This is a genomic window from Nocardia xishanensis NBRC 101358 (genome assembly GCF_001613365.1).
GTDB lineage: Bacteria > Actinomycetota > Actinomycetes > Mycobacteriales > Mycobacteriaceae > Nocardia > Nocardia xishanensis.
In genome coordinates, this window is sequence record NZ_BDCF01000023.1 from 66,399 (window position 1) to 92,965 (window position 26,567).

A 26,567-nucleotide genomic window follows, 5' to 3' on the forward strand; every position below is an offset into this window, starting at 1 on the left:
GGGGTAGGTCCCGAGGTGAAGCTTCGCGCGGGACGTTCGCCTGGGGGCGGCGCTTTGTGGCGGCCGTCACGTGCGGGCCGTAATCCGCCTTCGGACAAGTCGATCGGTCGTCCGGACGTGCGACCCGCAGTGGTACGCGACTGTTGGTCGCCCTCAGTCCTCGTCCAGCTCGGAGTCCGGCGGCTGGGCCATCGGCGGTACCCCGGTGTCCAGGAATCGAATCAGGCGCTCGATGCGCGTGGTGTGGTCGACGCAACGCTCCAGGTAATTGCCGAGCAGTGCGAGGTCGATGGCCGCGGTGGCGGGCTGCGATCGCTCCGGATCGATCAACGCCGCGTGCAGGCGCTCGCGCAGACCGGTGAGCGCCGCGGTGACCTGCTGGGCGTCGGCGGACTGGTGGGCGGTGGCAACGGCCTGCCCGGCGAGCGCCGTGCGGTGCGCCGCGAACCTGCCGAGTTCGGTCAGCACGTCCAGGATGAGTTGCGGCGCTACGTGATTGGGATGACTTCGGTAGACCTGGTCGGCAACGCGGCTGGTCAGCCAGCCGATGCGGGACAGCTCGTTGGCGATCTGGATCGCCGTCACCACGTGGCGCAGATCCCTGGCCACCGGCGCCTGGAGTGCGAGCAGCACCACCGTCCGCGCCTCGCACGCGCCGTACATCTTCTGTAGCTGCTCGTCGAGGGCGAAGACCTCGTAGGTGACTGCGAGGTCGGCGCCCGCGACGGCGTCGGTGACGCGCTCGACGGCGTCGTGGGCGAGTCGGCACATCAGCGTCAGATCGTTCGTCAACGCGTTGAGCTCGTGGGTGAACTGGGTCCGCACCGGCAAATTCTCGCTTATGGCGGGGCGAGCGGGGAAACGATTCGCACTGCCCGGTATGGACATGGCGTCCGCGCTGCGTCACATGATCCGTGAAAGTCGCGGTGTACAGCGGAAATAGCGATCTGGTATCGCGCCGCCGTGTGCGGCGTGCCGCTCGTCCTTCGCGGTGTTACGGTCGGCGTATGCCGAAGAGGGACGATGTGCAACACCGTCTGGTGACCACCTTCCAGCGCTGGGTCGGCAACCCGATCCTGCGCAGGCTGCCGAATCAGCAGCTGCTCGAGACGAAAGGCAGGGTGAGCGGCGAACCGCGCATCACCCCGATCGGCGGCCGCCGGTCCGGCGACCAGTTCTGGCTGGTCTCCGAGTTCGGCGAGCGCTCGCAGTACGTCCGGAACATCAAAGCCGACAACCGGGTTCGCGTGCGGCTGCACGGCCGCTGGCACACCGGAACCGCGCACCTGCTCCCCGAAGACGACGCCCGCGCGCGCCTGCGCGAGCTGCCGCGCGCCAACAGCGCCGCCGTCCGGCTGGTCGGCACCGACCTGCTCACCGTCCGCGTCGACCTGAACGACTGAGCGGTGGCCGACTACATTCGCTGGCTGCGCGAGCGGGTCGGCCACGACCACATTCAACTGGCGTACGCCGCGGCGTGCGTGGTGTCCGACGGGCGCGTCCTCATGCAACGTCGCAGCGACGATGGTCAATGGGGCCTGCCCGGTGGAGCCATCGAGCTGGGGGAGTCGGCCGCGTCGGCCGTGGTGCGGGAGGTCACCGAAGAGACCGGCCTGCGGGTGGAAATCGAAGCGCTCCAGGGCATCTATACCGGCTACCGGCACGTGTACCCGAACGGCGACGTGGTGCAGCCGATCACCGTGTTCTTTCGTTGCGCGCCGATCGGCGGGCGTCTCGGTGGCGACGCGGAATCGCTCGAACTGCGCTACTTCGATCTGGACGCCACGCCCGCGCTGACCAACCAGCTCTACCTCGACGCCCTCGACGACCTGCGAGCCGGGCGCCTCGGCATGTACCGCTGAGGGCGCCTGCGCTCTCACTCGTATGACGAACCGCGCCGCCTATGCGGGCTGCTTGTCCAGCACCTCGACCAGCCGCCACGTCACCGATGACGCGTCGGCGGGCGGGTTCGCCACCGGGGTCTGTTCGATGCGCAGGCGGTAGCGGTAGCCAGGCTGGAACTCGAAATCGGTGATCGAGCCGTAGAACAACTCCCACGGGCCGTCGTGGTCGCGGCGGATCTGCAGACAGTCCATCGGCGCGGCGCCGGTGCATCGCATGGTCTGCGGCGCGACATCGATCACGAAGGTTCCGTCGCGTTCCACGGATTCGCTGGTCGTGGCCGCGGCGAGCACTGGTTGGGCCTGCGGTGCGGTGGTGCACGCGGCCAGCAGCGGGACGAGCAGGATGCTCGCTGCGACGGCCTCGCGGAGTCGTTGCTGCATCCCCCCGATGATACCGATCTGGGTGCCCGGAGATAGCTGGGACGATGGAAGGCATGATCCGTGCGTTGACAACCCGCTGGACCGTGTTCATCCCTCTCCTCGCCGCAGTCGCTTTGGTCGCCACGTGGGGCCGGAGTCTGCCGACAGCGGGGGTGATCGTGGTCGCGGTGTTCCTCGCGGGATCGGTGCTCGCCGCGGTGCATCACGCCGAGGTCGTCGCGCACCGGGTGGGAGAGCCGTTCGGATCGTTGGTGCTCGCGGTCGCCGTGACGGTGATCGAGGTCGCGCTCATCGTGACGCTGATGATCTCCGGCGGGGAGAAGTCCGCCACCCTGGCTCGCGACACCGTCTTCGCCGCGGTGATGATCACCTGCAACGGCATCTTCGGTCTGGCACTGCTGGTCGGCGCCCTGCGCAGACGCCTGGCCGTGTTCAACGCGGAAGGCACCGGCGCGGCGCTGGCCACGGTGACGACGCTGGCCACGCTGAGCCTGGTGCTGCCTACCTTCACCTCGAGCGTGCCGGGCCCGGAGTTCTCGCCCGCGCAGCTCGCTTTCGCCGCGGTCGCCTCGCTCGCGCTGTACGGCCTGTTCGTCATGGTGCAGACGGTGCGCCACCGCGACGACTTCCTCCCGGTGGAAGCGGACGGCGTTGTCACCGACGACGACGCGCGTGACAAGCGCCCCTCGGTCCGCGCGACGCTCGCCAGTCTCGGGTTGTTGCTGGTCGCGCTGGTCGGCGTGGTGGGACTGGCGAAAGTGGTCTCGCCGACCATCGAATCGGCGGTGGCGAACGCGGGCATGCCGCCCGCGGCGGTGGGCGTGGCGATCGCGCTGCTCGTGCTGCTGCCCGAGACGCTGGCCGCGGTGCGCGCCGCCCGCCGCGATCAGGTGCAGATCAGCCTGAACCTGGCGTTGGGTTCGGCGATGGCGAGCATCGGCCTGACCATCCCCGCCATCGCTGTGGCAACTATCTGGCTACAGGGTCCATTGGTGCTGGGACTGGGCGCGACGCAGATGGTGCTGCTCGCGCTGACGGTTGTCGTCGGCGTGCTGACCGTGGTTCCCGGTCGCGCCACGCTGCTGCAAGGCGGCGTCCATCTGGCTCTGTTCTCGGCTTTTGTGTTCCTCGCCGCTAGTCCGTAGTCGTCGTGATGCGTCTCACGAATAGCGGAGAGTGGTTACTTGGACAGTTATCGAGTGGCCAGCGTCACAGCAACCGAATTTTGTTGTGACGCGGAGTACCGATTAGCTTGACGGATGTTGGCATTGACGCCGGATTCGGAGAGCGCCATGAATTTCGACATCTCCCGTGCGGAAAGCGCGGCACGCGGGCCCCGGCTATGACCACGGAAATCCGCACCGCGGACCGCGAATCCGCGACCGCGATCGTTCGCGAGAATTTCTCCGAGACGATGGTGTCGTCGTTGCGGACGTTCGGTCGTGCGGTGGGCATCGCGCAGGAGTCGGTGACCGGAACGGTCGGTGACATCGCGCGCCGGGAGTTCCAGTGGCGCGAGGCGATCGTGCAGGCGTGGCGGTTGGTCACGGTGACGACGGTGCCCGCGATCTTGATGGCGATCCCGTTCGGAGTGATCGTCTCGATCCAGGTGGGGAACCTGATCCACACGCTCGGCGCGGATTCGCTGCTCGGCGCGACCGGTGGGTTGGGCGTGATCAAGCAGGGTGCGCCGATGGCCACCGGGTTCTTGCTGGGTGGTGCCGGAGCCGCGGCGATCGCCGCGGATCTGGGTGCGCGCACGATTCGGGAGGAGATCGATGCGCTGCACACGATGGGCATCTCTCCGGTGCACCGGTTGGTGATTCCGCGAATGGTGGCGATGTTGGTGGTCGCCCCGCTGCTGAACGTGCTGATCATCTTCGTCGGTGTGCTGGCGGGCTACGCGGTGGCGATCGGCGGACAAGGGGTGACGCCGGGTAGCTACTGGGCGACGTTCGGGTCGTTCACCACGGCCGCCGATGTATGGATCTCGCTGGTGAAGGCGTTGATCTTCGGGTTCGTGGTGGTGATCATCGCGTGTCAGCGGGGGCTGGAGGCCAAGGGCGGCCCGCGGGGCGTGGCTGACGCGGTGAACGCGGCGGTGGTGCTGTCGGTGGTGTCGATCGTGTGCGTGAATCTGGTGTTGACGCAGGTGACCGCGATGTTCCTGCCAACCAGGCTGGCATGATGGCGGTCTCGTCCTACGTCCCGAAGGGATTCGCTCCCGTCGCGCGCTACTTCCGGCGCGGCAGCCGCGTCCTGCGCGCGGTCGATTCGCTCGGCTTCGTCGCGGTGTTCGTCTGGCAGGTGCTCTCGTCGATTCCGCTGACGTTGCAGCGCTACCGCGCGGAGACCATGCGCGCCATCACGAACATGACGTGGGGCCGCGGCTCCATCGTGGTCGGCGGCGGCACGGTGCCGATGATGGTCGTGCTCGGCCTGGTCATGGGCGCCTCGGTGGGCGTCGAATCCTTCGCCACCCTGGACATGCTCGGCATGGGACCGGTCACCGGCATCGTCTCGGCCTACGCGACGACTCGCGAATTGGCCCCGATCGCGGCCGCGGTCGGCTTCGCCGCACAGGCGGGTTGCCGGATCACCGCGGAGATCGGCTCCATGCGCATCTCCGAGGAGATCGACGCGATCGAATCGCTCGGCCTGCGCTCGGTCCCGTTCGTGGTGACCACCCGGGTGATCGCGGGCGCGCTGGCCATCGTGCCGACCTTCTTGATCGCGCTGATCCTGTCCTACCTCGCCTGCCGAGGCCTCATCACGCTGGTGCACGGCCAGTCAGCGGGCGTCTACGACCACTACTTCTTCCAGTTCGTGTCCGGGTTCGACGTGATCGCCGCGGTGATCAAGGTCGCCATCTTCGGCACCGTGGTGATTCTCGTGCACAGCTATTACGGCTTCTTCGCCACCGGCGGCCCGGAGGGCGTCGGTATCGCGTCGGGTCGTGCGGTGCGCACCAGTTTCGTGGCGATCATCGCCATCGACATGGTGCTGTCCATCGTGCTGTGGGGTTTCGACACGGCGATCAGCTTCACGGGGTGAACATTGCCTGAGTACGGCTTGCCCGGCGTCGCCGCGGACAAGAAACGTTCGCGCACGATCGGATTGGTGATCGTCGCGCTCATCGCGGTGGTCGCGCTGACCACCGCGCTCTACCGCACGGTGCGCTCGGAAGACGGCCTGCGCATCGCGCTGCGCACCGAGCAGATCGGCGACGGCGTCGCCGAGGGCACCCAGGTGCGCTTGGACGGCGTGCTGGTCGGCGAGGTGGCGCGGATCGCGCCCGGCCAGCGCGGCACCCAGCGAATCACCTTGCGGCTGGACGACTCCCGGCTGTACGGCATCGACGACTCGCTGCTGGTCGACTACGCGCCCGCCAATCTGTTCGGCATCAGCGAACTCGAACTGCGCCGTGGCCCTGGCGGTTCACCGCTCCGCCAAGACACCGAGATCGACCTGACCGGCCCGCGCGCCGCGGGCGTCTACGACGCGACGATGGGCAGTATCCTGCGCAGCCTGTCGCAGGTGGGCGCCTCGGTCTTCAGCCCGCAGCTGGCGACCGTCATCGCGCAGGTCTCGGCGGACTTCAAGGCGTTCACGCCGCTGGTGCAGGCGCTGATCACGGTGGCGCGCACCATCGCCGACAACCAGACCATGCCCGCCTCCGAGCTGATGGGCAGGCTGGGCCCGGCCTTCGACGGCGGCGGGGACTTCGCGGGCGCGACCATCCAAATCCTGGATCAGATTCACGACATCCGGATCGTGCAGACCGGCAAGGACCGCTACGACATCGGCGTAGCCGCACTCACCGGACAGATCCTGCCCGGCCTCGCCACCACGGTGAGCACCGCGGGCGGGCAGCTGGCCGAGGCCACCGACATGCTGGCGCCGCTGCTGAGCGTGCTCGCCCAGATGGTGCCGCGTCCGCAGCAGTCAGCAGCCGAATTACGTCTGCTGCTGGAGCATTTGCGCGCGGCGATGCCGGAAACGCCGGACGGGCCGGTGCTGAATTCGGAGGTCGACCTGCGGGGCGTGCCCGGTATCGCGGTGCCGCTGCTCGGCCAGGGCGGTGTGCGATGACGGTGCTCGGCGCGGCTTGGCGCCTCGGTGTTTTCGCCTCGGTGATGGCGGTGGTGCTCGCGCTGGTGCTCACCGCGATCGAGCGGCCGGTGTCCGGCGAGACCCAGGCGCACGACGCGCTGTTCACCGACGCGAACGGACTGAAGGTCGGCGACGACGTGCGCATGTACGGCGTGCAGGTGGGCAAGGTCGAGAAGATCTCGCTCGACGGGGTGAAGGCGAAGATCCATCTCACGGTGCGCACGGCGACCCCGATCTACGACAACAGCACGCTGGCCATCCGGTACCAGAACCTGACGGGGCAGCGGTACATCGATCTCCAGCAGCAGCCGAATCCCGGTGTGCGCCTGGCCGAGGGCGCGCTGATCGGCACCGACATGACAGTTCCTTCGTTCGACGTGACCAGCCTGTTCAACGGTCTGAAGCCGGTGCTCGCGACGCTGTCCCCCGAGGCTGTCAACCAGTTCACCGAGAGCATGCTCGCGGTGATCGAGGGCGACGGCACCGGCATCGGCCCTGCCATGGCGGCCATCGGCAAGCTCAGCGAGTATGTGGGCGACCGCCAGCAGGTGATCGGTCAGCTGGTGAAGAACATGTCCGACATCGCCGACCGGGTCGGCGGACGGGTGCACTACCTGGTGCCGCTGCTGGCCCGGCTCAGCGACGTCTTCCAGTCGTTGCAGGCCAACATCGGCGGGCTCGCCGATTTCGCGATGTCCGCGCCCGCGGTGCTCGGTCCGCTGGACCGGCTGCTGGCCACGCTCGGGCTGGACCCGCACGGCGACCAGGACATCGACGCGATGATCCGCGGCCTGTTCCCCGATCCGCAGCAGGCGGTCGAGGTCTTCGGCAGGCTGCCCGGCCTGCTGCAGTCGGTGGACAACGCGCTGCCGCGCACCGTCGCCGGCTGGCGACCGGAGTGCAGCAAGGGCGCCGCCGAACTGCCTGCCCCGGTGCGCGTCCTCGTAGCCGGACAGAAGGTGGCGATATGCCAGGCGTGATTTCCCGCTGGTTCGGCGGTAACCGGCCGATCCTCGACGACGCGGCCAAGCGGCGCAAGGAGATTCGTCTCGGCGTCAGCGGCGCTGCGCTCGTCGTGCTCGGCATGGTCGCGGCGGGCGTGCTGTACGCGGTGCCGTTCGGCAAGGCCACCTACACGGCCGAACTGTCGGAGGCGCAGTCGGTGAAGGTAGGGGACGACGTGCGCCTCGCCGGTGTCCCGGTGGGTTCGGTGGAATCGCTGGATCTGAAGCCGGACCGGGTGGTCATGAAGTTCACCGTGAAATCCGAGGTGTTCCTCGGTGACAAGACCTCGCTGGACATCCGCATGCTCACGGTGGTGGGCGGCCACTACGTCGCGCTGTTCCCCGCGGGAGACGCGCCGCTCGGCGAGAAGCCGATCCCCGCGGATCGAGTCCGCCTGCCCTACAGCCTGATCCAGACCTTCCAGGACGCCGCGACGCCGCTGAAGGAGCTCGACGGCGACACGCTGCGGCGCAACCTGTCCGCGCTGGACGATTCGCTCACCTCCGCGCCCGACACCCTGCGCACCACGCTGGACATGGTCGGCGGCTACATCGACGCCATCGACCGCCAGCGCGCCCAGGTCTCCAATGCCATCGCGGTGGCGGACGAATACGTCACCATGTACGACGGCGCGAAGACCGACCTGGGCAGGCTGATGGACAACGTCAACCTGCTCGAGACCGTGCTCATCGACAAGCGCGCGGAACTGCGCGAGTCCGTCGCGCTGATCAACAGCGTGGTGCAGCGGCTCGCCGCGCTCGCGCCAGCCTGGAATTCCACGCTGAAGCCGAGGACGCAGCAGCTGGCCGACGCGCTGCCGCGGCTGGAGGAGATGGGCGGCAAGCTCGAACCGATGATCGCGAGCACCGAGCGGCTCGGCGAGAAGTTGCGTTCGCTGGTGATCCCGGAGGAGGGCATCGTGCTCGACCACTCGGGTGCGACGGTGCGCGCCCCCGCGGGTCTGGATCTGTCGTCGGTGTGCGTGCCGGTGCCGGGGAAGGAGTGCTGATGCTGAAGAAGCTGCTCGGCACCCAGGCGTTCATGTCGATCGCGGGCGTCGCGGTCATCGCGCTGCTCGGGGTGGCCGGTTATTTCGTCGTCTTCGATCCGATGAAGAAGACCGAATCCTATTGCGCGATCATGCCCGACAGCATCGGCCTGTACGAGGGCAACCAGGTGACCATGCGCGGCATCACGGTCGGCAGCGTCACCTCCGTGCGTAACCAGGGCCCGAACGTGCGGGTCGATTTCGAGGTCGACGCCGACCATCCGGTGTACGCCGACGCCTCGGCCACCACCGTGTCCGACACCGTCGTCGCCGACCGCGAACTCGCCGTGCTGGCCAGCGGCACGAACCTGGAGCGCTGGAACAGTTCTCGGTGCATCACCAAGACACTGACACCGAAGAGTCTCACCGAGACCCTCACGGCGCTCGCGCAACTCTCCGACCAGATCGTGGGACCAGATCCGTCCCAGCCGAATTCACTGGCGGACGGGCTCGGCTCGCTGGACAGGGCGACGGCCGGCACCGGCCCGCAGATCAACGAGCTGATCCGCAAGCTCGGATCGGCGCTGAAATCGCCGGACGCCGACATCGGCCACCTCGCGGGTATTTTCGACGCGTTCGCCTCGGTGTCGCAGAAGGTGAACCGGTACTGGGGCGATCTGCAGAGCATGCTGGTGCGCGTCGGACCGGTGCTGAACCAGGCGAGCGATGACCTGCTGATCCCCGGCGCGCAGCTGTTCGACGGCTTGGCCGAGGTGCTGCCGATGATCGACGACCTCACGAACTCGTTCGGCGACCAGATCCTCGCCCTGCTCGATCGGGCGGTGCCGATGCTGAAGCTGTTGCGCGCCAACGTCGGCTCGTTGCGCGAGATCGTGCTCACCACACCGGTGTTCGCCTCCGCGCTGCGCAGCGTCGCCGATCCTGACACCGGCGCGGCGAGCTTGACCTACGCCCCACCGAAGGTGGCGATCCCGCAGCAGAACGCCGAGCAGGTGTGCGCGGCCATGAACACGGTGTCGCCAGGCCGGTGCGCCGGCGTCGAGAACGGCATGGTGAACGTGGAGCTGGTGCAGTTGGTGCTGGGATTGGCGGGTGCTCGATGAGCGAACGCAGTGAGCGATTCATGTGCCGGCGTGTCTCGCGCATGCCGGGGCCGAGCGTCAGCGAGGCGCGGGCATGAGTGAGCGGAGTGTGCCGCTGAGGCGGCCGAAAACCCTGCGCCGCACCGCGATCGCGCTGGCGCTTGCGGCCTCCGTTCTGCTCGGCGGCTGTGCCTTCGACCCGTCCTCGGTGCCGGTGCCAGGCACCTCGGTGTCCGGCCCGACCTATCGCGTGCGGATCGAGTTCGCGAACGCGCTGAACCTGCCCGCCCGCGCGAAGGTCATCGCCAACGGCGCGCAGGTCGGCGCCGTCGAGAAGGTCATCGTGGTGCCTGCGGCCGAGTCGCCGCAGGGCCGTGGCGGGTACGTCGTCGTGGACATCGAGATCGCGAAATCGGTACGGTTGCCGTCCGACACGATCGCGGAGCTGCGCCAGAACACGGTGCTCGGCGACATCCACATCGCACTGACCACCCCGCCGGACGGTTTCGGCTCGCTGCTGGAACCAGGCGGCACCATCGATCTCGACCACACGAAACCTCCTGTGCAACTCGAGGACACGATGGCCGCGATGGCGTTCTTCGTGCAGGGCGGCGCGGTAGGCCAGTTGCAGGACATCGTCAACCGGTTCAATTCGGTGCTGCCGCAGGATCCGAAGGAGACCGCGCGGATCGCTGGCGTGATGGGCGCCGACGCCGCCGACCTGGCCGCCAACCTCGACCAGGTGGACAAGCTGCTCTACGGCCTCGCCAACAACGCCGATGTGTTGCACAAGGTGCAGCCGGAGCTGGACAACGTCCTCAGCGCGGCCTCGGTGGATCGCCTCGGCGCCGCAACGCGATCCATCGACGGCGTGACGAAGATCTTCGGCGGGCTCGGCCCGGTCGGCCAGTCGCTGGTGTGGCTCGCGCCGCTTGTACAGTCCGGCGACGCGGCGGCCAGGGCGTTCGTGCCGTTGGCCACCGGAGGACCGCTCGATCTGCGCAACCCCTCGAACCTGGCCATGCTGGTCGCGCTGTTGCGGGACAAGATCATTCCGTTCGTCGAGCGCGGGCCGAAGGTGAACATCACCGGCGTGCGGGCGGAGGCCGGTCCCGTCGCGGAACAGGAGCAGGTCGATCGCATCGTCGAGACCCTGCGCATGATCGGAGCCGTCCGATGAAGATCGGTTCGCTTGCCTCGCTCGGCGGCATCGCCGCCATCATGATCCTGGGCGCGGCCTACCTGACATTCGGCGTGGTGCGGTTCGATCCGTTCGCCGACTACACCCACGCCACCATGGTGCTGAAGAACTCGGGCGGGCTCGGTGTCGGTTCGCCGATCCTGTTGACCGGCATCGAGATCGGTGACGTCACCTCGGTGGACAACACCGCCGCCGGCGTCGAGGTCGGCTTCCGTGTCGACGCCGCGCACAAGGTGCCCACCCGCAGCGTCGTCACCATCGAACATCTCTCGGCGCTCGGCGAGCCGTACGTGCAGTTCGTGCCGAAGGGCGAGGGCGGACCGTACCTGCGCGACGGCCAGCGCCTCGACACCGAGGACGTGCGGACGCCGCTGTCCGTCGCCGAGGTGGCGCGCATGGTCACCAAGACCATGAACCAGCTCGATCCCGCTGTCGTCGGCTCGCTGGTGGAGACCATGAGCGAGTCCGTGACCGGCACCGAGTCGGTGATGCCCGAGCTGGCCAGGTCCGGTGATCTGCTCGCCTCGACCATCATGACCAGGTCACCGAAGATCGCCGAGCTGCTCGACAGTTTTCAGCTCGCCGCCGCGGACATCGAATGGGCGGGCCCGGCCACCGCGGCGGGCGCGCCCGGCCTGGTGCGGTTCGGTCAGGCGCTCGACGAGCTGGTCGAGGCGGTCGGTCGCCTGGTCACCGCGCAGGGCAGTCCGGAGATGTACCTCGAGGGCGACGGCGTCGTGCCGTTCCTCGAGAAGCTCACCGCCTGGCTCCGCGAAGCGGGTCCCGAACTGCGCGCACTCGTCCCGGGCCTGCGACCGCTAGCGGACGCGGGCGCCTCCGCCGCGCCCCGGCTCGACCTCAGCACCCTGATCGGTCAAGCGCTGCACAGCACCGACGACGACGCGATCCAGGTCCGCGTCGCCATCAAATAGGCCGCCTCGCAACGGGTCTCGCAGACTTACCACTCGCTTCGCAGCGCGTACAAGCTCTGTGAAGCGTGCGGAGGGTCTGCGTGGCTACCGGCGAATCGGTTGCTGGGTGGCTGATGAGCAGTGGGAACACGGGATTCGGGTGGATGGTCTTCGTGACAGCGACCTTCGGGTAACCTGCCGGGAAAGATCGGCTACTCGTGACGGTGTTCTCTGTTCGGCAGCGAAGGCGGTGCGATGGTGGAGTCCGGCGGCGGCCCTGCGCCTCATGACAAGGACGAAGGGGCGAACAACACTCACGTTCTCATGATCGCCGCGGCCATCGCCGCGGCGCTCGCGGTGGTGGTGGCGATCGGACTCGTGCTGCGGTCGAATCCGGATCCCGACGCCGGGCCGACGCCCGCGTTCGCCACCAAATCGACGGCCGCGGCCCCCACCGCGCGCACCGTGCCGATGACCACGACCGCCCGTCCGGCCGCGCCGGCCGTCCCGCAGGCACGCAGGATCGGCGACGACTGCTCGGCGGGCGGCATCACCGCGCAGTGGGATCTGCGCGATGACCAGTGGACGTGCGTGCCGCTGGGACAGGGCCGCGAACCGCACCGCGTCGGCGACGACTGCTCGCACGACGGGATCACCGCGCAGTGGGGCCACGCCCCGGACGGCCAGTGGATCTGCCTGCCGCAAGAGCAGGCCCGCGAGGACCACCAGGTCGGCGACGACTGCTCGCACGACGGCATCACCGCCCACTGGGGCCTGTCCCCGGACGGCCGGTGGATCTGCGTCCAGCAGGAACAGGGCGCGGGCGCGCCGGTACCGCCGGTCTTCCCCGCACCGCCGGTCGTGCCTCCCGCACCTCCAGTCGCCCCCGCCGGCCCTCCGTTCGCACCGCCACCCGCCGCACCCCCGGTCGCCCCCGCCGGCCCGCCGTTCGCACCCCCGCCGCCGGCCGCCCCAGCACCGCCGATCGTGCCCCAGTTCTTCCCACTCCCGGTCCCGCCTCCGCCACCGGCCGAACCAGCACCGCCCGCGGACGCCTGAGCGAGACGCCGTTGCTGATGCGTTGTGGCGAGGATGCGATAGTGCGCTACGCGGCTAGGCGGGGGTGAAGACCGGGACGACGAATCGTTCGACCAGGGCCCGCTCGGTGGCGTAATCGCCTGCGGGCCAGAACAACAGGGAGAGGACCACGCGGACTATCCACTGTCCGGCGGTTGGGTTGTCGCCGGTGGCTGTGAGGGCGGAGGCTGCCTGTGCGAGCCGCGGGTTGCCTGCCAGGAACCGCTCGATCTCGTGCGGGGCCGCGCCGTTGAGGAAGGCGATGGCGACGCGGTCGGCTCGCACCGCTTCGAGCGCGGCGAGGATCGCGGCCGCGACGCGCTCGCCGCCCGTCGTTCCTGCGATCGCGGCGGCGATGGTCTCCCCGGCTCGGGCCGCCGCGGCGGCGAAACCTAATGTGCGACATTGCTGTCGGAGTACGAGAGGCGGAGCGGATGACCCGCGCAGTGGACGAAATCGACCTGTTCGACCCGGGCTCGCTCGACGACCCGTATCCCCTCTACGACCGGCTGCGCCGTACGGCGCCGGTGCACCGGGTCGACGGCACCGATTTCTACCTGGTGAGCCGCTGGGATCTCGTCGTGGAGGCGGCCACCCGCTCCGCCGATTTCTCCTCGCACCTGACCGCCGCTCTGGTACACCAGCCCGACGGCTCGGCGTCGGTCTTCGACATGGACGGCGAAGAGCAGGCGGTGCACGTGCTCGCCACCGCCGACGATCCGGAGCACCTGCGCCAGCGCAAACTGGTGCTACCCGCGCTCGTCGCGAAACGTATTCGCGCACTGGAGCCCACGATGCAGGCAAACGTCCGGCGGCTATGGGCCGAGGGCGTGGAGGGCGACCGCATCGAGTGGATGACGGCGATGGCCGACCGCCTTCCGATGACCATGGTCGCGGGTCTGATCGGGCTGCCCGACGCGGATGTCCCGCGCTTGGTCGAGTGGGGCTACGCCTCCACCGAGCTGCTCGGCGGGGTGGTCACCACCGATCGGCTCGGGATCGTGATCACCGCGGCGACCGAGCTCGCCGGTCATCTGCACCGGGCGTTCACCGCGGCGTGCGAGGCCCCCGGCGACGACCTGCTCGGCGATCTGGCGAGGGCCTGCGCGGCGGGCGAGCTCGAGCCGCAGGTCGCGGTGCTGATGCTGGTGCAGCTGGTCGGCGCGGGCGGGGAATCGACCGCTGGCCTGATCGGCAACGCCGTCCGCTTGCTCGCCACCGATTCGGTTCTGCAACAACGACTCCGGGAGGATCCGGAGCTGCTACCGGTTTTCTTGGAAGAGGCGCTGCGACTGGAATCGCCTTTCCGCGCCCACCATCGGCACGTCGTCGCCGACACCACGCTCGGCGGCGTCGACCTGCCCGCGGGCACGCACCTGCTCCTGCTCTGGGGTGCGGCCAACCGCGACCCGGCCGTCTTTCCCGACGCCGACCGGCTCCGCTTGGATCGCACCGTCCAGCGCGGTCATCTCGCGTTCGGCAAGGGCGTCCACTTCTGTGTCGGGGCCGCACTCGCCCGGCTGGAGGCGCGAGTCGCGCTCGGGGCGCTGCTCGCCGCTACCCAGTCGTTCGAGCTGGCCCCGGAACGGGATGCGGCCCAATGGGTCCCGAGCATCTTCGTGCGCAGGCACGCGCGCCTCGCGCTCGTCCTCCGTTGAGCTTGTTCAGTGCGGATGCTGCGCGGCGTAGCGGGCGCGTTCCAGCGCGCGCCTGCGCGCCCGCTCCGGGTTCTCCAGATCGGCGGGCAGCCCGTGCTTGGTCAACCGGTGCGCGCGGTTCATCGGCATGAACGCCGCGGTGTAGAACACCGCGAGCAGCATCGCGAGCAGCACCATCGACCCGCGCAACCACAGCTCGCCGGGGAAGAACAGGAACACCACGAACAGCGGTGTGAACGGAACCATGCCGCGCACCAAATGGCGTGCCACGGCGTGCTTTCCGGTCAGGTCGTCGCGCACCCAGTCGCGCAACGAATCGGGCAGCCCGCGCCCGAAGGCGTAGCCGATCCACTCGACGGGATTGGGGCGGCGGCGGGCGCGGGTCATGCGTCGGCTCCTGTCGATGCGGGGTCGGCGAGCACCGACCGGCGGGCGGCCTCGTTGACCCGGGTCAGCACCTCGCGCAGTTCCTCGAGGTCGGCCAAGGTGACGCCGAGGCGCTGCACCACCGCGGGCGGAATCCGCTCGGCCTGTGCGCGCAGCGCGGCGCCCGTGTCGGTCAGATCGATGACCAGGTTTCGTTCGTCGCGCGGGTCGCGGCCCCTGCTGATCAGTCCGGCCGACTCGAGGCGCTTGAGCAGCGGCGAGAGGGTCGGCGAATCGAGCTGGATGGCCTCGGCGATCTCCTTCACCGACATCGGCGCTTCACCCCACAGCGCGAGCATCACCAGGTACTGCGGGTGCGTGAGCCCGAGCGGTTCCAGCAGCGGGCGGTAGACGGCGAGCACCGCGCGATTGGCCACGGCCAGCGCGAAGCACACCTGCCGGTCCAGGCGCAGCGGGTCCTCGATCTCGGTCTCCACGGTTCCTCCTCGGGTCCCGGCTAGGTTAACGCACAAATAGTTAGCGCGTGAAGTGTATGTGTGCGACATCTCCCGCACCTTCGCTTTCGCGCCGGCCATGTGCAGGTCGGTTGACGGAATTCCGCCGACCTGGCGGTTACTGTCGGAACATGTACGACGTCGCCCCGCGTGAGCGCATTCACGAACTGGACGCCGTCCGCGGATTCGCCCTGTGCGGCATCCCGGTGGTCATCATCTGGCAGATGACCGACATGACGGCCACCGTTCCCTCGGGCGAGGCGATGGACCCGCTCCGGCACGCGCTCTCGGTGCTGGTCGAGGGGCGCTTCTTCCCGATCTTCGCGTTCCTGTTCGGCCTGAGCTTCGCGCTGTTCCTGGACAGCGCCACCGAACGGACCGCGCGCCCACGACTCGTGCTGGCGCGCAGGCTGATCGCGCTCGGCGTGCTCGGGCTGGTCCACCAGCGGTTCCAGCCAGGGGAGGCGCTGCTGCCGTACGCGGTCGCTGGAGCGGTGATCTTGCTGCCCGCATCCGCGTTGCCGCCGTGGCTGATTCTGACCGCGGGCCTGGTCGGCACGGTGGGCGTGGCGCTCACCCTCGGCGGCGGCCTCGCCCTGGTGCCCGGTCTGTTCCTGCTCGGCTTGTCCGCGGGCCGTTACGATCTCGTCGTCGACCTACACGGCCGCAACTGGCAGCTCGCTGCGGTCTTCGCGCTCGCACTGCCCGCCGCGCTCGTGACCGCCGTATGGCAGTGGCGCACACCGTATCTGGATTTGTGGACCAGTCCGATCGAGGCGATCGCGGGACTGTTCGGCGCACTCGCCTACGTCAGCGGCTTGCTGCTCGTGCTGCGCACCGGATACTTCGAGGTGCTCACCGAGGTGCTCGCGTCGATGGGGCGCATGTCGCTGACGAACTACGTGTCGGCCACGGCGCTGATCCTGGTCGCGGAATCGCACCTGCGTCTCGGCGGCACCACGCGCTACCCCGCGCTGCTCGGACTCGCCGCCGGAATCGTTGTCTTCCAAGCGTTTGTCAGCTATCTGTGGCTGTCCTGGTTTCGATACGGCCCGCTGGAATGGGTGTGGCGGTGCGTCACCTGGTGGCGCATCGTCCCACTCGGCAAGCCGGAACCGGAAGGCGTGGCCTCGATCGGACTGCCGCGCAGGTGATCCGAGGTTGTCGCGTTCGAAGCCCGAGCGCTCAGGCGAGTGCCACCGGCAGGATCAGCGGACCGCGGTGCCGGAAACCGGAGCGCCACGGGATTTCTCGCGGCGGTTTGGTCAGCGTGGTCTCCGGCCAGCGGTCGCAGAAGTGGGTGAGCACCGCCCCGGCGACGCCGTGCACGAGGGCGGTGCCGAGACAGGAGTGCGGGCCGTGGCCGAGACCGAGCTGGGCGTTGCGGGTGCGGTTCGGGTCGAACCGATCGGGCCGGTCGAACGCCGCCGGATCGCGATTGGCGCCCGCCAGGCACAGCAGAACGGTCTGCCCGGCCTTGACGGTGTAGCCGCCGATGTCCAGATCCGTTGTCGCGAAACGGGGCCCGGCGAGCACCTGCGGTGAGAGGTAGCGCAGCAGCTCGTCCACCGCGCGCCGCCGGTCGGTTGCGGCGCGGAAAGCCCTGCGGTGCGCGGGCTCGGCGACGAGTGTGAGCAGCGCGCCCGCGATCAGGTCGGCGAGCACCTCGTACCAGACGAACAGCAGGTAGAACAGCACACCGGTGAGCTCGTCGTCCGACGGCGAACCGGTCTGGTCGCGCGCGGCGACCAGCCGCCCGACCGCGGTGCCCGCGCCTGCCCGCGCGACCACGGCGTCGACGAGTGTGCGCATGGTGGCGAGCGTGTCCCTGGCGCGCGGCGCCGTCGCGCCGGGAAGCAGCGTCGAATTCGCCCAGGCCAGGAGGGCTTCGCGTTCAGCGTCGGCCAAGCCGAGCAGCTCGCCGAGCACTGCGGCGGGTAGCGGGATCGCCAGCCGCGCGACCAGATCCGCCTTCGGGTCCGTATCGGTGTCCCGCAGCAGCGTGTCGACCAGATCGCTTGCGCGCTCATCCCATTCGGCGGACTTGCGCGGTGCGATCTCGGCCGTGATCAGGCGGCGCAGCCGCGCGTGGTCGTCGGGGGCGGCGACGAGCAGCGTGTCCATCGGGGGCGGGACGGCGAATCCCGCGTAGTCGATCGGCCCGGCCTTGGTGACGTCGGCGGTCAAGCGCTCGTCGGAGAGCGCGGCGCGCACGTCGGCATGCCTGGTCACGAGCCACGCGGGAGGGCCGTCGGGCGTGCGGACCCGGTGCATGCCGCCCTCGCGACGCAGCGCGCTCAGCACCGGCCACGGATCCGCCGCGAAACCGGCATCGAAGATCTGTCGCACCCCAGCCCCCATCAGCTTGTCCGCCAACACTTCTCGGCACCGTTCGGTCCGCACCAAAGTACTCCGCTCGCGGCGCGTGCGCCGTTCGGGCTGGTGTCGGCTCCGTCGCGGTTGCCGCCGCTGCTGACACGGCTGCGCGCCGGATACTCGTGGTGGCGGTCAGGCTCGCGCTGGGATTCGTCGGCAGCAGGCTGACGGACTACTCGGCGGAGGCTTCGTGGCAGTCGCGCCGAGCCTGCTGCTGCCGTTCACGGCCTTCGCCACCCGTGGCTGTTCGCCCCCTGCTGCTTCAGGGCCCGACGCAACGGCTGACGGGCAGGCACGCCGACATGAAGGAGCGCGACCTGGAGCGTCCGTTGTGGGGCCGCGAGGCGGCGCCGGCCGCGCGGCGCGAATCCCGGCATACCGCCGGATCGTCGACCGGATGACCGAACGCCTCGATATCGGCCCGACTCGCTGAGCGCGCTACTTGGCGGGAACGCCCGCCTGCCGGATCGCGCTCAGAACCTCGCCGTAGGTGAGGCTGGTCGAGTTCACCGTGATCGTCTCCGCGACGCGGTCCACGTCGACGTAATCGACTCCGCCGAGTCCGCGCAGCGCGTTCTCGGCGACGACGGCGGACTCGTCCGAGTAATCGGTGAGATCGAAGGTGTAGGTCATGTTCCCGACTCTCCTTGGTGCTGATTCGACCGGTTGCGGTCAGTTCAGCGGATACACCGGAACCGGGCGGCGCAAACGTCCGCGATCGCGGTGAGTTTGATCCCGCCGGAACCGGGAATAGCGGATTCGTAATACAACTTTTCAGCGCACCAGGATTGTCATGATCATTCTCATAGGGCTGATCGTCCTGATCGGCGCGGTGATCGTCGGCGTCGCCGCTGTGGCGGCGAATACCGGCGAGCTGCACACGTCGACGGGCGATTTCGCCGTTTTCGACTATCACTTCACAGCGTCCGCGGGAGAGGTGTTCCTGTACGGCACGGTGATCGGCGCTGCGGGCGCGCTCGGGCTGCTCCTAGTGCTGACCGGGCTGTGGCGCACCTCCCGCCGCGGCAGCGAGGCGCGCAGGGAACTGCGCAGGTCACGCCAGGAGATAGCGGCCACTCGCCGCGATGCTCCCCCGCCGCAGGCGCCGTCCGTCGCGCCGCCGCCCGGCCGCAAGCCGGCTTGGAGCGCGAGTCGATTCCTGCGCCGACCGTCCGGAACCGCGCCGATGGCCGGCGCTCCGGGCGGCAAGACACAGGCTCCTACTGCCGGCTGACAAGTCAACGGTTTACCAAGAAGAAAGGGATGAGACCGTGATTATTCTCGGATTGATACTTCTGATCGTGGGCTGGTTGCTCGGGATCGGATGGCTGACCACGGCGGGCATCATCGTGCTGATCATCGGCGCGGCGCTCTGGATTGCCGGATCGGTGGGCCGTCCGGTCGGCGGCCGCAGGCATTATTACTGAGGTCAGCGATGCGTGACGAAAATTACCGCAGGAACGGTCGTTTCGAGCATCGAGTTCAGGCCGCACGTGGTCAGGTGAAGAAATTCTTCGGCCGTGCGACCGATAATCCGCGACTGTCGGCGGAAGGCAGGCGCGACCAGGTCTTCGGCAATCTGAAACAGGCCGCAGGCAAAGTGCGGGACGCGTTCCGGCGCTGACCGATCGACCGATGTCGGCCGAGATCATCGAGTCTCGGCCGACATCGGCATGCCCGGGACCGGATGCCGCCGAGCGGTCTAGCGGCCGCCGGAACGCTGGCGCAGGTCGGCCGCCGCGCTGTCCAGCAGGTCGCACACCTGGGCGTCGTCCACCGGGGTGAAATCGCCGTACCACCTGGCGATCGACGTGACCACTTCCGCGCCCTCGAGGCACACGAGCTGGTCGACCCGCCCGCCCAGCGCGCGGATGGCCGAAGCCGCTCCGACAGGCGCGGCGAGCGCGACGCGTTCCGCACCCGCCGCCCGGACCACCTCGACGGCCGCGCGGGCCGTGACGCCCGTCGCGATGCCGTCGTCCACGATCACCGCCGTCCGGCCGTGCAGCGCGAGACCGGACGCACCGCCCCGGTAGCGGATAGCGCTGCGGGCCAGGTCGGCTCGCTCTTCCGCCTCCAGCTCGGCCCGCCCCGTTTCGGAAATGAACGCGCGCGCCAGAATCTTGTCGTCGATCACGCCGACCCCGCCCTCGCCGACCGCGCCGAACGCCAGCTCCGGCCGGTAGGGCACCCGTAGCCTGCGCACCATCACCACCGTGAGAGGCGCGCGTAACGCGCCCGCCACCTCGTAGGCGACCGGAACGCCACCGTGGGGCACCCCGAGCACCACCGCGTCGGCGTCGCGAAAGTGGGTCAACCGCAGGGCGAGTCGCCGACCCGCCGCCCGGCGATCGCGGAAGGGCATGCTGGGCCTCCGGACTCGGACTTCGGAAAGCACCGAAGTCTACGCCGCCCGGCCGAAACCATTGCGGCGGCTGGGAGCTCGGGCCCCCTTCAGATGCCGGCGACGTCGGCCAGCTGCCCGATGCCGTAGGTGACCAGCATGGCCAGCGCGCCACCCAGCGCGACCCGCATCATCGCGCGGACGGGATCGCTGCCGCCGAGCCTCGCGCTGATCGAACCGGTGAGCGCCAGCGCCAGCAGCACCGCGGCGACGGTCACCGGGATGCGCGCGGTGACCGGCGGCAGCAGGATCGCCAGCAGCGGCAGCAGCGCACCAAGGGTGAACGCGACCGCCGAGGAAAACGCGGCCTGCCACGGATTGGTGAGTGCGTGCGGATTCAAGCCGAGTTCGGCCTCCGCGTGCGCGGTGAAGGCGTCGTAGGCGGTGAGCTCCTCGGCGACCTTGCGCGCGGTGTCGAGCGAGAGCCCCTTGGCGCGGTAGATGTCGGTGAGTTCCGCGAGCTCGTACTCGGGCACCTCGCTGAGCTCCCTGCGCTCCTTGGCGAGCAGCGCGCGCTCGGAATCCCGCTGGGTGCTGACCGACACGTACTCGCCGACCGCCATCGACAGCGCACCGGCCGAGACACCCGCGATGCCCGCTGTGAAGATCGCGCTCGTGGTCGTGGTCGCGGCGGCGACGCCGACCACGAGCCCGGCCGTCGACACGATGCCGTCGTTCGCGCCGAGCACGCCGGCGCGCAACCAGTTCAGCCTGGTCGCGAATCCGCCCGCGTGCGGTTCGTGCGGATGAGAACCGCTGATCGTCGAGTCCTCCATATCTCGTACCCTAATGGACCCGGTGGGACGACGTGGTGCGCCTAACCGGCAGTGCCGACCTTCGTGCGGAGGTGATCGGCCAAGCGGACGGCCAGCGCGACGATCGTGAGCGTCGGATTGGCGTGGCCCGTGGTGGGAAACACCGAGCTGCCCGCGACGAACAGGTTGTCCATTCCGTGCACCAGGCAGTCGGCGTCGACGACGCCGTCGCGCGGGTCGGCCGACATCCGTGTGGTGCCGGTCGGATGCGCCCAGTCGGTGAGTTCCAGCGGCAGAGCGCTGTCCGGTGCGACCCAGTCGAACAGGGTCGGCGCCGCGAATCCCAACCTGGCGAACTCCGCGACTGCCAGCCCGGCGGCGCGGCGCACCGTGACGTCCTCCTGGTCGTGCACCCGCCAGTCGACCCGCGCCGTCGGCATCCCGAGCCGGTCGGCGCGATCGGTGAGGGTGACCCGGCTGTCCCGGTTCGGCGCCTGTTCGACCATGCAGCGCAACTCGATTCGGTCCAGCTTGTGCGGCAGTCCGGTGTGCTGGAGGAGGCGCCGTCGCGCACCGGCGAGCAGCAGTCCGGAATTGGCGAGGGCGACCCTGGCGTCGTGGCGGTCGCCGCGGCCGCGCAGCAGTTGTTTCACCGAGTCCCACGGATCGTCCGCGGCGGGCACCTCCTGTAACCACAACGCGCAGTTCAGCAGACCCTCACGAGCTTGGATCTCGGGTGCGAGGGCCACGCCGTGCATGAAGGTGTGACGGCCGTGCGGCGTCCTGACCACGTACTTGCCGAAGCGCTGTGTGATCGCGTCGGCCGCAGCCGGTTCCAGCGCGCCGACCGCTCCGCAGCGGTGATCCATGAGATAGCGCCCGACCTGGTCGTTCCGGTTGCCGAGTCCTTCGGGCCGTGCCCGGCGCGAGGCGAGCAGCAGGCGGGGATTGCCGATGCCGCCGGTCGCGAGCACCACCGCGCGGGCGCGCACGGTTCGCGGTCGCGGGTCGGCGCCCGCCACTTGCAGCGTCTCGACGTGCGTGCCGTCCGTGTTGGTATCGAGATGGGTAGCGGTCGCGCCGACGATCACCAGAACATCGGGCGTGCTCTGGCTTTCGACGTGCGCGCCGAAGCGCTTGCAGTCGAAGGGGTCGGCGGGGTCGCGGCTGATCTGCCAGAAGTAGGGGCGCAACCGCCGCGGGTCGAGCGCCTCGGCGGGGCGGGCTCTTCCGGCCAGTTCCCAGAAGCCGTCGTCGGTGAAGCCGCTGCCGTGACCGATGCCGATGTGGCAGGCGGCGCGGGGCAGGTAGGGCTCCAGATCGGTTGGGCCGATCGGCCATCCGGAGCCGGGAACCCAAGGGCGGTGACGGAAGTCGAGTTCGTCCAGCAGCGCGCAGCGCCCGCTCCACGAGTGCGAATTGCCGCCGAGGATCCGGTCGCCCGCGATCCGATCAGGCTGCGCCCGGCGTGCGCCGACGTTGTCGTAGTCGTCGAGTGCGTTTGCCTCGTCGGAGGATTCGCGTCCCCCGCTCTCCAGCACCAGCACGCGCAACGCGGAATTCGCCAGTTCGGCCGCGATCGTCAGTCCGGCGGGACCCGAACCCACCACGCAGACATCCGCGGCCAGTTCTTCGTCCCTGACCGCTGCCAGTTCTTCGATCCGCATGGTCGCTCTCCCCGCAAGCCAGAAACCCCGACCGCGGGTCGTCGACCGGTCCGCAGGCCACGTTCACTGTACGAGGCGTGTACCGATCACATGCCGAAAAGCGTTGGCGGCGACGAAGTTAGGAAATTTTCAGGATCGGACTCGGCGGGCGCGCCTGATGGGCGCCGGGTGCGGGATCAGTTTGCGATGCGCGAACTGCATGCCGCCGAGCAGCGCGAGCGCGAGAAGTGCGGCGACATAGTCACCGAGAGCCAGTGATAGCACCGCGAAGCCGCCGAGCAGCGGTAGTTCCAGCAGGGCGCACCAGCCGAGAATCCGTAGTCGAGTGGCATTGGCGTCCAGCCAGCGCACGCCGTCGTCGATGATCTCGCCCGCCGTGACCGAACAGATCATTCCGTCCCCCACCTGAACGAAGCGATGCACCGCGTCGTCGCGAGTGAGTTCGCCGAGCCAGGCCAGGTCGATGAGCCGCTTGCCCTCTTCGGCAACCTCTCGGACCGTGTCCATGCGACCCCTTCCGAGTCGATATTCGGGCCGAAGTCTATGCCGACGGAACCCGGCTTCCTAGAGGTGATCCCCGCCGCCTGACCTTGTCCGCGCCGCGCCGTGCCGAACCGGGCGATGGAGTCGGCGGACCGAGGGCGATGAGTTTGTAGCCGAGAAGGTTTCGCGCCGGATGTCCTCGCGCGCGTAGCACGGGGTGGACCGGTGCGGGCGTGCGGGACGGGTACTGGCATGCTGACCGGCATGATCACACTGCGGTACTCAGGGGCACGCCTGCTGGCGGGGATTTCGGCGGGCGTCATGCTGCTCGCCGGTTGCGGCGGGAACGACGAAGCGGCGACGAGTTCGGCCGCGCCCAGCACCCCACGTGACCAGCTACTGCTGTCGGAGTCCGAATTCCCGGCAGGCACCAAGAAAGTGGACCTGCCGAAGGACCGCCTGGAGACCGCGGCCGCCGATCTGGCGGGTACGCAACAGAATTCCACCATCACCCCCGCGGACTGCGTGAGCACCCAGCAGGATATGGGCACCGCGACCAAGAACCTGCTCGGCGAGGCGGCGGTCGCGGGCGCCACCGACGACAAGGCCGGACTGATGTTCGTGGAGTTCGTCGCGGGCCGTACCGCCGACCTGGCGCAGATCACCGACGGGAACAAGAAGTGCGGTGAGGTCAGCGCGACCTCGACGGTGGAGGGCAAGCAGATCACCTCGGTGGTCAAGGTGGAGAACCTGGCCGCTCCCGCGGGGCTGAAGGGCGCCGAGGCCATCGTCTACCGCTCGGTCAGCACCTCGACCGTCGGTACCGGCAAGCCGCTCACCTCCACCGCCTACCAGGGCATGGCCGTGCTGCGCGGCACCACCGTCGTGGTGCGCGTCGCCGCGCTGAAGGATTCGCTGGACGAGGCCGCGTTCGAGAAGTTCTTCGTGGACGCCGTGGAGAAGGTGCGCAAGGCCGCGTAGTCAGCCCGCGCGGCGCTGTCTCGACTGTTCCGCTCGGCGGAGTGTCGGCTGTTCCGTGCGGCGGAGCGCGGTGGGCGTGCGTCCCCACCAGCGACGGCAGGATCGGGTGAAGGTCGCCTGTTCGGCGAAGCCGAGCAGCGAGGCGACCTGGCTCATCGGTATGTCGGTGGTGGTGAGGTAGCGGTGGGCCTCCTCGCGGCGCACGTCGTCGAGCAGCGCAGCGAAGGTGGCGCCCTCGGCGGCGAGCCTGCGCTGTAGCGTGCGCGGATGCGTGCTCAAAATCCTCGCCACCGCGGCGATTTCGGGTGGCGTCGTGCCGAGCAGCTGGCGCAGCGCGGCGCGCACCCGCGGCGTGATCGAGGTGCCGGTCTCCGCGGTCTGCTCGGCGAGGAAGGCCATGGCAAGCCGGTGCAGCTGCTGGTCGCCGCCGGAGAGCGGGCGATCGGCCAGACCGCACGGCATCCGCAGGATGGCCGCTGACCGGCCCACCCGCACCGGTGCGCCGAAGAATTCCTCGTAGGCGCGCAGCGGGGCGGGTGGGTGGTACGGCAGCTCCACCGACCGCAGCCCGTAGCGTTCGCCGACCAGCCGTTGGATGGCGCGGTGCAGGAAGCCGAGGCCGAGATCGGTGCCCTGGACCGGGGCGGGCATGTCCGGGGGTCCGTCGTAGTGCAGTGCGACCACACCGGGATCGCCGTACGGGTCGGCGGCCAGGCCGAGGCTGAGCGAGCGGGCGTGCACGAACAGGTAGCGCGAGGAGCATGCGAGTGCGTCGGCCAGCGTGGGGGAGTTGCGGATCGCCAGCGCCAGCGGGCCGAGCATGTCCAGGTCCTGGCGGTAGGAGATGCGCAGTCCGAGGTCGGGGCAGTCGAGGCGGTGGGCGGCCAGTTCCAGCGCCGCCGCGACGGCATGGTCGGGGACGAGCAGATCGTCGGCGTCCAGCGCGGCCGTCGGCAGGCCCACCGCGGTCGCGTACTCCTCGGCGTTGCCGCCCAGCTCGGCCACCGTGGCGCGGAAACCGCGCAAGCCTGCGGATCGGATGACGGACATGTCGTACAGAGTCAAATAGTTGTCGCGTGAAGTCAAGAAAGCCGTCGACCGGATCCGCACACTGGAATCCATGACCGCAGCAGTACCGGAGGACAGCGATGTCCGAAACCGCGATATCCGGGACCACCTCGATGTGGTGATCATCGGGGCGGGCCTGTCCGGCATCGGCGCCGCGTATCGGCTCCAGACCGAATGCCCCGGCAAGAGCTACGCCGTGCTGGAGGCGCGCGACGCGCTCGGTGGCACCTGGGACCTGTTCCGCTATCCGGGCATTCGCTCCGACTCGGACATGTTCACCCTCGGTTACCCCTTCAAGCCCTGGCGCGACGCGAAGGCGATCGCCGACGGATCATCGATCCTGCGCTACATCGAGGAGACGGCGACCGAGCACGGCATCGACCGGCACATTCGCTTCCGCACCAAGGTGCTCTCCGCCGACTGGTCGAGCGCCGCATGCCGATGGACGTTGACCCTCGCCGAGCGCGACGCGGCGGGCCGCACCGTCGAGCGCACGCTCACCTGTGACTTCCTTTACGCCTGCGCGGGCTACTACGACTACGACCGCGGTCACGCGCCGGAATTCGCCGGCGCGGACAGCTTCGCCGGACGGATCGTGCACCCGCAGTTCTGGCCGGAGGATCTCGATTACGCGGGCAAGCGGGTCGCGGTGATCGGCAGCGGCGCCACCGCCGTCACGCTGGTGCCGTCGATGGCCGAGCAGGCCGAACTGGTGACGATGGTGCAGCGCAGCCCGACCTGGATCAGCGCTGTCCCCGGCCGCGACAAGCAGGCCGACGCGATCCGCCGTCTGCTGCCGCCGCGCCTGGCGCACCGGGTGATCCGCACCAAGAAGATCTTGTTCGGTATCGGCTTCTACCAGTACTGTCGCCGCTTTCCCGGGGCCGCGCGCAAACTGCTGACCGGCCTCACCACGCGGATGCTGAAGGACGAGCAGGCCGTCGCCGAGCACTTCACACCCAGCTACGACCCGTGGGATCAGCGCTTGTGCGCGGTGCCGGACGCCGACTTCTTCAAGGCGATGAAGAAGGGCAAGGCGCAGGTCGTCACCGATCACATCGACCGCTTCGTGCCCGAGGGCATCCGGCTGAAGTCGGGACGGGTGGTCGAGGCCGACGTCATCGTCACGGCCACCGGGCTGCGACTGCTCGCGTTCGGCGGCATCACCCCGCACATCGACGGCGTGCCGGTCCAGCTGTCGGAGCAGTTCGTCTGGCAGGGCGCGATGCTCACCGACGTGCCCAACTTCGCGGTCTGCATCGGCTACACAAACGCCTCCTGGACGTTGCGCGCCGACCTCAGCTCCCGCCTGGTCTGCAAGGTGCTACGGCACATGGACGCCAACGACTACGCGGCGGTCGTCCCCGAGCCGGACGGCGAACTCGTCGAGCACCCGCTGCTCGACCTGGCCTCCGGCTACGTCCAGCGCTCCATCGGCGACTTCCCTCGCCAGGGCGAGCGTCACCCGTGGAAGGTCCGCCAGAACTATCTGCTGGATTCGGCGACGACGCTGCGCACCGACCTGAACAAGACGCTGAAGCCGACGCCGCGCGCACACCTGCGCGCTCCGGTGTCCGCCGCGGCGCGCTGATCGCGAATCCTCACCCGAAA

Annotated in this window: 32 protein-coding genes; 20 read left to right on the forward strand and 12 right to left on the reverse strand. The window is 69.1% G+C overall.

Annotated elements, in window-relative coordinates:
• Nucleotides 1-153: 153 nt before the first annotated feature.
• Nucleotides 154-825 (reverse strand): phosphate signaling complex PhoU family protein, encoded by a 672-nt coding sequence (locus NX1_RS19630; RefSeq protein ID WP_068061490.1) that lies wholly within the window; start codon nt 823-825, stop codon nt 154-156.
• A 182-nt stretch (nt 826-1,007) separates the two neighbouring features.
• On the opposite strand from NX1_RS19630, the gene NX1_RS19635 reads away from it, so the two are divergent.
• Nucleotides 1,008-1,403, forward strand: a complete 396-nt coding sequence (locus tag NX1_RS19635) for a nitroreductase/quinone reductase family protein (protein ID WP_068061335.1) — start codon at nt 1,008-1,010, stop codon at nt 1,401-1,403.
• Between the two features lie 3 nt (nt 1,404-1,406).
• Entirely contained in the window at nt 1,407-1,862 is a 456-nt protein-coding gene (locus NX1_RS19640; protein ID WP_068061337.1) for an NUDIX hydrolase, read from the forward strand.
• Nucleotides 1,863-1,901: 39 nt separating this feature from the next.
• On the opposite strand, the gene NX1_RS19645 is transcribed toward NX1_RS19640, so the two are convergent.
• Nucleotides 1,902-2,285, reverse strand: coding sequence for a DUF4377 domain-containing protein (locus NX1_RS19645; protein WP_068061340.1), 384 nt, complete (start codon nt 2,283-2,285; stop codon nt 1,902-1,904).
• Between the two features lie 53 nt (nt 2,286-2,338).
• Here NX1_RS19645 and NX1_RS19650 point away from each other — a divergent pair, with 53 nt between their 5' ends.
• The 10 genes from NX1_RS19650 to NX1_RS19695 all read left to right on the forward strand — a co-directional run bounded on the left by NX1_RS19650 (nt 2,339) and on the right by NX1_RS19695 (nt 12,665).
• Nucleotides 2,339-3,430 carry a calcium:cation antiporter gene (locus NX1_RS19650; protein WP_218024149.1) on the forward strand — a complete coding sequence of 364 codons (1,092 nt, stop codon included), beginning with the start codon at nt 2,339-2,341 and terminating at the stop codon, nt 3,428-3,430.
• Nucleotides 3,431-3,627: 197 nt separating this feature from the next.
• Complete coding sequence (locus NX1_RS19655; RefSeq protein WP_068061346.1) at nt 3,628-4,473, forward strand: ABC transporter permease; 846 nt, start codon at nt 3,628-3,630, stop codon at nt 4,471-4,473.
• Entirely contained in the window at nt 4,473-5,339 is an 867-nt protein-coding gene (locus tag NX1_RS19660; protein WP_068061353.1) for an MlaE family ABC transporter permease, read from the forward strand. The genes NX1_RS19655 and NX1_RS19660 overlap by 1 nt, the downstream gene beginning before the upstream one ends.
• Nucleotides 5,340-5,342: 3 nt before the next feature.
• Nucleotides 5,343-6,377 (forward strand): MlaD family protein, encoded by a 1,035-nt coding sequence (locus NX1_RS19665; protein WP_068061357.1) that lies wholly within the window; start codon nt 5,343-5,345, stop codon nt 6,375-6,377.
• Nucleotides 6,374-7,378: an MlaD family protein gene (locus NX1_RS19670; RefSeq protein WP_068061360.1), complete on the forward strand. Its 1,005-nt coding sequence runs from the start codon at nt 6,374-6,376 to the stop codon at nt 7,376-7,378. The genes NX1_RS19665 and NX1_RS19670 overlap by 4 nt, the downstream gene beginning before the upstream one ends.
• A complete protein-coding gene (locus NX1_RS19675; protein WP_068061363.1) occupies nt 7,366-8,412 on the forward strand; it encodes an MlaD family protein in 1,047 nt (348 codons plus the stop codon). Before NX1_RS19670 ends, NX1_RS19675 begins: the two co-directional genes overlap by 13 nt.
• Entirely contained in the window at nt 8,412-9,515 is a 1,104-nt protein-coding gene (locus tag NX1_RS19680; RefSeq protein ID WP_068061493.1) for an MlaD family protein, read from the forward strand. Before NX1_RS19675 ends, NX1_RS19680 begins: the two co-directional genes overlap by 1 nt.
• A 73-nt stretch (nt 9,516-9,588) precedes the next feature.
• On the forward strand, nt 9,589-10,674 hold the full coding sequence (locus tag NX1_RS19685; protein ID WP_084501576.1) for an MlaD family protein: 1,086 nt from the start codon (nt 9,589-9,591) through the stop codon (nt 10,672-10,674).
• Complete coding sequence (locus tag NX1_RS19690; protein ID WP_068061366.1) at nt 10,671-11,627, forward strand: MlaD family protein; 957 nt, start codon at nt 10,671-10,673, stop codon at nt 11,625-11,627. The genes NX1_RS19685 and NX1_RS19690 overlap by 4 nt, the downstream gene beginning before the upstream one ends.
• 234 nt (nt 11,628-11,861) lie before the next feature.
• Nucleotides 11,862-12,665 (forward strand): hypothetical protein, encoded by an 804-nt coding sequence (locus NX1_RS19695; protein WP_068061373.1) that lies wholly within the window; start codon nt 11,862-11,864, stop codon nt 12,663-12,665.
• Nucleotides 12,666-12,719: 54 nt separating this feature from the next.
• Here NX1_RS19695 and NX1_RS19700 read toward each other — a convergent pair whose 3' ends face one another.
• On the reverse strand, nt 12,720-12,968 hold the full coding sequence (locus NX1_RS19700) for a hypothetical protein (protein ID WP_068061375.1): 249 nt from the start codon (nt 12,966-12,968) through the stop codon (nt 12,720-12,722).
• A 149-nt stretch (nt 12,969-13,117) separates the two neighbouring features.
• Here NX1_RS19700 and NX1_RS19705 point away from each other — a divergent pair, with 149 nt between their 5' ends.
• The gene (locus NX1_RS19705; protein ID WP_068061377.1) at nt 13,118-14,341 is read left to right on the forward strand and encodes a cytochrome P450; all 1,224 of its coding nucleotides are present in this window, start codon (nt 13,118-13,120) and stop codon (nt 14,339-14,341) included.
• 6 nt (nt 14,342-14,347) lie between these two features.
• On the opposite strand, the gene NX1_RS19710 is transcribed toward NX1_RS19705, so the two are convergent.
• Both NX1_RS19710 and NX1_RS19715 read right to left on the reverse strand, forming a co-directional pair.
• Nucleotides 14,348-14,728 carry a DUF5313 family protein gene (locus NX1_RS19710; protein WP_068061380.1) on the reverse strand — a complete coding sequence of 127 codons (381 nt, stop codon included), beginning with the start codon at nt 14,726-14,728 and terminating at the stop codon, nt 14,348-14,350.
• The gene (locus NX1_RS19715; RefSeq protein ID WP_068061383.1) at nt 14,725-15,204 is read right to left on the reverse strand and encodes a MarR family winged helix-turn-helix transcriptional regulator; all 480 of its coding nucleotides are present in this window, start codon (nt 15,202-15,204) and stop codon (nt 14,725-14,727) included. Before NX1_RS19715 ends, NX1_RS19710 begins: the two co-directional genes overlap by 4 nt.
• Nucleotides 15,205-15,353: 149 nt before the next feature.
• Between NX1_RS19715 and NX1_RS19720 the strand changes: the two genes are divergently transcribed.
• Nucleotides 15,354-16,376, forward strand: coding sequence for a DUF418 domain-containing protein (locus tag NX1_RS19720; protein WP_068061386.1), 1,023 nt, complete (start codon nt 15,354-15,356; stop codon nt 16,374-16,376).
• A 31-nt stretch (nt 16,377-16,407) separates the two neighbouring features.
• Here the strand turns inward: NX1_RS19720 and NX1_RS19725 are convergent, their stop codons facing one another.
• Nucleotides 16,408-17,625 (reverse strand): cytochrome P450, encoded by a 1,218-nt coding sequence (locus tag NX1_RS19725; RefSeq protein WP_157119870.1) that lies wholly within the window; start codon nt 17,623-17,625, stop codon nt 16,408-16,410.
• A 212-nt stretch (nt 17,626-17,837) separates the two neighbouring features.
• Here NX1_RS19725 and NX1_RS36425 point away from each other — a divergent pair, with 212 nt between their 5' ends.
• Nucleotides 17,838-17,999, forward strand: a complete 162-nt coding sequence (locus tag NX1_RS36425; RefSeq protein ID WP_157119871.1) for a hypothetical protein — start codon at nt 17,838-17,840, stop codon at nt 17,997-17,999.
• A gap of 37 nt (nt 18,000-18,036) precedes the next feature.
• Here the strand turns inward: NX1_RS36425 and NX1_RS19730 are convergent, their stop codons facing one another.
• On the reverse strand, nt 18,037-18,231 hold the full coding sequence (locus tag NX1_RS19730; RefSeq protein ID WP_068061389.1) for a hypothetical protein: 195 nt from the start codon (nt 18,229-18,231) through the stop codon (nt 18,037-18,039).
• A 160-nt stretch (nt 18,232-18,391) separates the two neighbouring features.
• Between NX1_RS19730 and NX1_RS19735 the strand changes: the two genes are divergently transcribed.
• Genes NX1_RS19735 through NX1_RS19740 form a run of 3 tightly spaced genes read left to right on the forward strand, consistent with a single transcriptional unit; the run spans nt 18,392 to nt 19,222 of the window.
• On the forward strand, nt 18,392-18,832 hold the full coding sequence (locus tag NX1_RS19735) for a hypothetical protein (protein WP_068061391.1): 441 nt from the start codon (nt 18,392-18,394) through the stop codon (nt 18,830-18,832).
• A 37-nt stretch (nt 18,833-18,869) separates the two neighbouring features.
• The gene (locus tag NX1_RS36970; RefSeq protein ID WP_169812253.1) at nt 18,870-19,025 is read left to right on the forward strand and encodes a DUF6131 family protein; all 156 of its coding nucleotides are present in this window, start codon (nt 18,870-18,872) and stop codon (nt 19,023-19,025) included.
• Nucleotides 19,026-19,033: 8 nt separating this feature from the next.
• Nucleotides 19,034-19,222, forward strand: a complete 189-nt coding sequence (locus tag NX1_RS19740) for a CsbD family protein (protein ID WP_068061394.1) — start codon at nt 19,034-19,036, stop codon at nt 19,220-19,222.
• A gap of 78 nt (nt 19,223-19,300) precedes the next feature.
• Here the strand turns inward: NX1_RS19740 and NX1_RS19745 are convergent, their stop codons facing one another.
• The 4 genes from NX1_RS19745 to NX1_RS19760 all read right to left on the reverse strand — a co-directional run bounded on the left by NX1_RS19745 (nt 19,301) and on the right by NX1_RS19760 (nt 22,931).
• Nucleotides 19,301-19,963: a phosphoribosyltransferase gene (locus NX1_RS19745; RefSeq protein WP_068061397.1), complete on the reverse strand. Its 663-nt coding sequence runs from the start codon at nt 19,961-19,963 to the stop codon at nt 19,301-19,303.
• An 89-nt stretch (nt 19,964-20,052) separates the two neighbouring features.
• Nucleotides 20,053-20,778 carry a VIT1/CCC1 transporter family protein gene (locus NX1_RS19750; RefSeq protein WP_068061400.1) on the reverse strand — a complete coding sequence of 242 codons (726 nt, stop codon included), beginning with the start codon at nt 20,776-20,778 and terminating at the stop codon, nt 20,053-20,055.
• A gap of 41 nt (nt 20,779-20,819) precedes the next feature.
• The gene (locus tag NX1_RS19755) at nt 20,820-22,424 is read right to left on the reverse strand and encodes a GMC oxidoreductase (protein WP_068061403.1); all 1,605 of its coding nucleotides are present in this window, start codon (nt 22,422-22,424) and stop codon (nt 20,820-20,822) included.
• 129 nt (nt 22,425-22,553) lie between these two features.
• The gene (locus NX1_RS19760) at nt 22,554-22,931 is read right to left on the reverse strand and encodes a hypothetical protein (protein ID WP_068061408.1); all 378 of its coding nucleotides are present in this window, start codon (nt 22,929-22,931) and stop codon (nt 22,554-22,556) included.
• A 240-nt stretch (nt 22,932-23,171) separates the two neighbouring features.
• Between NX1_RS19760 and NX1_RS19765 the strand changes: the two genes are divergently transcribed.
• The gene (locus NX1_RS19765) at nt 23,172-23,888 is read left to right on the forward strand and encodes a hypothetical protein (protein WP_157119873.1); all 717 of its coding nucleotides are present in this window, start codon (nt 23,172-23,174) and stop codon (nt 23,886-23,888) included.
• Here the strand turns inward: NX1_RS19765 and NX1_RS19770 are convergent, their stop codons facing one another.
• Nucleotides 23,889-24,938, reverse strand: coding sequence for an AraC family transcriptional regulator (locus NX1_RS19770; RefSeq protein WP_068061501.1), 1,050 nt, complete (start codon nt 24,936-24,938; stop codon nt 23,889-23,891).
• A 70-nt stretch (nt 24,939-25,008) separates the two neighbouring features.
• Between NX1_RS19770 and NX1_RS19775 the strand changes: the two genes are divergently transcribed.
• The gene (locus NX1_RS19775; protein WP_068061414.1) at nt 25,009-26,547 is read left to right on the forward strand and encodes a flavin-containing monooxygenase; all 1,539 of its coding nucleotides are present in this window, start codon (nt 25,009-25,011) and stop codon (nt 26,545-26,547) included.
• Nucleotides 26,548-26,567 lie beyond the last annotated feature (20 nt).

Bases quoted from the DNA above. Each gene is read 5' to 3' on its own strand.
- NX1_RS19635 (WP_068061335.1), top strand. From the start codon at position 1,008: ATGCCGAAGAGGGACGATGTGCAACACCGTCTGGTGACCACCTTCCAG.
- NX1_RS19645 (WP_068061340.1), bottom strand. From the start codon at position 2,285: ATGCAGCAACGACTCCGCGAGGCCGTCGCAGCGAGCATCCTGCTCGTC.
- NX1_RS19650 (WP_218024149.1), top strand. From the start codon at position 2,339: ATGATCCGTGCGTTGACAACCCGCTGGACCGTGTTCATCCCTCTCCTC.
- NX1_RS19655 (WP_068061346.1), top strand. From the start codon at position 3,628: ATGACCACGGAAATCCGCACCGCGGACCGCGAATCCGCGACCGCGATC.
- NX1_RS19660 (WP_068061353.1), top strand. From the start codon at position 4,473: ATGGCGGTCTCGTCCTACGTCCCGAAGGGATTCGCTCCCGTCGCGCGC.
- NX1_RS19670 (WP_068061360.1), top strand. From the start codon at position 6,374: ATGACGGTGCTCGGCGCGGCTTGGCGCCTCGGTGTTTTCGCCTCGGTG.
- NX1_RS19675 (WP_068061363.1), top strand. From the start codon at position 7,366: ATGCCAGGCGTGATTTCCCGCTGGTTCGGCGGTAACCGGCCGATCCTC.
- NX1_RS19680 (WP_068061493.1), top strand. From the start codon at position 8,412: ATGCTGAAGAAGCTGCTCGGCACCCAGGCGTTCATGTCGATCGCGGGC.
- NX1_RS19685 (WP_084501576.1), top strand. From the start codon at position 9,589: ATGAGTGAGCGGAGTGTGCCGCTGAGGCGGCCGAAAACCCTGCGCCGC.
- NX1_RS19690 (WP_068061366.1), top strand. From the start codon at position 10,671: ATGAAGATCGGTTCGCTTGCCTCGCTCGGCGGCATCGCCGCCATCATG.
- NX1_RS19695 (WP_068061373.1), top strand. From the start codon at position 11,862: ATGGTGGAGTCCGGCGGCGGCCCTGCGCCTCATGACAAGGACGAAGGG.
- NX1_RS19705 (WP_068061377.1), top strand. From the start codon at position 13,118: ATGACCCGCGCAGTGGACGAAATCGACCTGTTCGACCCGGGCTCGCTC.
- NX1_RS19710 (WP_068061380.1), bottom strand. From the start codon at position 14,728: ATGACCCGCGCCCGCCGCCGCCCCAATCCCGTCGAGTGGATCGGCTAC.
- NX1_RS19720 (WP_068061386.1), top strand. From the start codon at position 15,354: ATGTACGACGTCGCCCCGCGTGAGCGCATTCACGAACTGGACGCCGTC.
- NX1_RS19730 (WP_068061389.1), bottom strand. From the start codon at position 18,231: ATGACCTACACCTTCGATCTCACCGATTACTCGGACGAGTCCGCCGTC.
- NX1_RS19735 (WP_068061391.1), top strand. From the start codon at position 18,392: ATGATCATTCTCATAGGGCTGATCGTCCTGATCGGCGCGGTGATCGTC.
- NX1_RS19740 (WP_068061394.1), top strand. From the start codon at position 19,034: ATGCGTGACGAAAATTACCGCAGGAACGGTCGTTTCGAGCATCGAGTT.
- NX1_RS19745 (WP_068061397.1), bottom strand. From the start codon at position 19,963: ATGCCCTTCCGCGATCGCCGGGCGGCGGGTCGGCGACTCGCCCTGCGG.
- NX1_RS19750 (WP_068061400.1), bottom strand. From the start codon at position 20,778: ATGGAGGACTCGACGATCAGCGGTTCTCATCCGCACGAACCGCACGCG.
- NX1_RS19755 (WP_068061403.1), bottom strand. From the start codon at position 22,424: ATGCGGATCGAAGAACTGGCAGCGGTCAGGGACGAAGAACTGGCCGCG.
- NX1_RS19760 (WP_068061408.1), bottom strand. From the start codon at position 22,931: ATGGACACGGTCCGAGAGGTTGCCGAAGAGGGCAAGCGGCTCATCGAC.
- NX1_RS19765 (WP_157119873.1), top strand. From the start codon at position 23,172: ATGATCACACTGCGGTACTCAGGGGCACGCCTGCTGGCGGGGATTTCG.
- NX1_RS19770 (WP_068061501.1), bottom strand. From the start codon at position 24,938: ATGTCCGTCATCCGATCCGCAGGCTTGCGCGGTTTCCGCGCCACGGTG.
- NX1_RS19775 (WP_068061414.1), top strand. From the start codon at position 25,009: ATGACCGCAGCAGTACCGGAGGACAGCGATGTCCGAAACCGCGATATC.